2 protein-coding genes are annotated in these 3,074 nt (G+C 36.7%); both read left to right on the top strand.

Annotated elements, in window-relative coordinates:
• On the top strand, positions 1-960 hold a 960-nt coding region (locus tag FFR48_RS26685), incomplete at its 5' end, for a GUN4 domain-containing protein (protein ID WP_162501980.1).
• 246 nt (positions 961-1,206) lie between these two features.
• Positions 1,207-2,763 (top strand): serine/threonine-protein kinase, encoded by a 1,557-nt coding sequence (locus FFR48_RS26690; protein ID WP_137669436.1) that lies wholly within the window; start codon positions 1,207-1,209, stop codon positions 2,761-2,763.
• Positions 2,764-3,074: the final 311 nt, after the last annotated feature.

Raw genomic sequence — 3,074 nt, forward strand, 5'->3', positions numbered from 1 at the left:
GACGGGCAAAAATACCAGATGGAAAATAAAGCTCAAATTGTGGGAAAATTAGATTTAGCTTTAGTTAGATTTACCAGTTCCCAAAATTATCCCCTTGCTAATATTGCTGATTCTCGCACAGTTAAAGAAGGTGCAACGGTATATAACTCTGGATTTCCTATTCCTTCTAACACAAATAGTCAACAGCGAAAATACTTCTTTTTAACATCCCAAATTACAGCTAGAGGAACGGGAGAAAATCTGGGATATGATTTATTTTTAAGTGCAAGTCCAAGACCGGGGATGAGTGGAGGTCCAATATTAAACGACCAGGGAGAAGTAATTGGTATTTATGGTAAAGCTGAATTTGGCAGAAGTGAAGGCGGGTTAGCAAGAGATGGGGTTCAGGGAATACCCACGGAAAAATTCCCCAATTTAATTAGCAATATTCAAAATAATATTCCAGATAACACCCAAGCTAATACCCCTCGTAATAATCCCAGTCCTAGCACGGAATCTACACCTGTCATATTTCAAAAATTAGAAGCATTATTAAAAGCAGGAAAATGGAAAGATGCAGATTTAGAAACTTCAAACTTGATGCTAAAGTTAACTAAAAGAGAAAGGGAAGGATGGTTAAGAGTAGAAGATGTGAAAAATTTTCCCAGACAGGAATTGCGGAAAATGGATCAATTATGGGTAAAATATAGCAATGGTAAATTTGGCTTTTCTGTACAAAAGCAAATTTGGCTGGAGTCGGGTGGTAAGTTAGATGGAGAACCTGACTGGGATACTTATCAAAAGTTAGGCGATCGCGTCGGTTGGAGAAATAATAATAAATGGCTCAGTTACGATAGTTACACCTTTAGCAAGTACAATGCACCACAGGGACACCTGCCCACGTTTAGACGTTTGTGGGAGTGGGGGGGTGAATATGGTGGTGGGATTACTCTTTTCTCTTCTCTAGACTATAACCCATAAGCGTTATACAAGATTATAAGTATTTCTTATCAAGAAGTAAATAACCGATTTATTAGACTTTGGGGATCTAAAGTTTGTAGGTTGGGTTGAGGTACGAAACCCAACATGACATGAACGTCAGGTTACGCTGTCGCTGAACCCGACCTACTTGTACTGACTTTTGTGACTTAAACAAGAGTTCACAATTACTGGTATTATAATCCTTGAGGTGTTAGATCAAGAATGCGGTAAACCAGGGGTAAGAAAATGACAGAGAATCAAGAACCACTACCGATTTTAAAGGGAAACATTTTACAGGGAAAAAAAGGAACATACCAAATTATCAAACCTATAGGACAAGGGGGTTTTGGAGATACTTTTCTCGCTGAGGATTTGAATCCGGCAGTAGAGAAACGCTATTGTGTTGTTAAGCAATTACGAATGGATATTGATCATCCTCCTGAAATCATTGCAGGGATCAAAAAAGCCTTTGAAAAAGAGGCTAGGACTTTGCAAAGATTAGGAGACCAAAGTGGTAACATTCCTTGCTTATATGATTATTTTTCCCTAACTGTAACTGACCCCCAACTCCATACTTCACAAGAGTTTAATTTTCTAGTTCAACAATATATTGAAGGCGAGGATCTCAGTAAAGAACTAAAAAAACAAGGACTTTTTTCAGAAACAAAAGTTTTGGATTTATTAAAAAATATTTTACCAGTTTTAGAATTTATTCATAAACATAATGTTATTCATCGGGATATTAAACCCAAGAATATTATGCGTTCTACAGAAGAAGAGAACAAGTTTTATTTAATAGATTTTGGAGCAGTAAAACAAGTAATTAAAGGTGATATTGACACTACAGAAAAATCTATTGTCTTTCTCAGTAAATCTTATGCTCCTCCAGAACAAATAGACAGTAAACCAGTTAATGCTTCCAGTGATTTATATGCTTTAGCTGCTGCTTGTGTGCAATTATTAACAGGTGAATCTCACAGAGATTCCCGTGTTAATCAGCTTTGGAATTGGCGAAAATATCCCCATATTAGTGAACATCTGGGTAAGATATTAGAGCGTATGCTCCAAGAAGAACCTTATTATAGATACCAGTCAGCAAGGGAAGTCATAGAAGCTCTGAATAAACTTGATGAACTTTCTACAAGTCCAAAAATCAATCCTGGTGGTGGTGAACAGACGGAAGTTATCGATTCTCCCCAACGTCAATTTATTAAAGTTATTAAAGTTTTATTGATAGCAGGAATTATTTTGTTTCCCACTGGGTTTTTAGCTGATCGAGTTATCAAAAGTTTAGGAGAAGATAGTCAAATAACTACTGTTCAATCATTTAAAGATGAAGAATTTGGAATTGAAATCAAATATCCTCAAAATTGGCAAGCTGAAAAACAACAATATACTCCATTAACCGGAGGAATTATTGCCAAAATATCTCCTAATAGTTCCAGTTCAAATCCAGATGTAGGGTTATTTATCCGTGTACTAGATTTACAACAACCTCAAAATCTATCTGATTATAATCAGGCTGCTATTCAGGAAATTAAAAAATCGGTTATAGCTGTACAAATTCTCCAAGAACAATCAAAAAACCTAGATAATCGGGAGGGATATCACATAGTTTATACAGGACAAGATCCAATTAATACTAACCTCAGATTTAAAGTTATGGAAGTTTGGACTATCAGCAATTCAAAAGTTTATATTCTCACCTATCGAGCAGAAGAAAAACATTATGATTCCTTTCTCAAAGATATAGAACAAACAATGATTAAATCTTTTCGTTTCCAGCCTCATGTTACTTTATAGTAATCTGATTTGATTCATGAATTTTTCGTGGAGATAGGGAACAAGAAATAACGCTTTCGGTATGTACGGAGTTCTGTTCAAAAATCAAATATTATTCTTATACATACCGCACTTACCAGTGTCATGAGGTACACTATGAACAGGCAAGACTTGTACTGAGCGGTTAGTGAGCGGAGTCGAACTACGGTTAGTGAGCGGAGTCGAACTACGGTTAGTGAGCGGAGTCGAACTACGGTTAGTGAGCGGAGTCGAACTACGGTTAGTGAGCGGAGTCGAACTACGGTTAGTGAGCGGAGTCGAACTACGGTTAG

Origin of the sequence: Sphaerospermopsis reniformis (assembly GCF_005402885.1) — a bacterium.
GTDB classification, from domain to species: Bacteria; Cyanobacteriota; Cyanobacteriia; order Cyanobacteriales; family Nostocaceae; genus Sphaerospermopsis; species Sphaerospermopsis kisseleviana.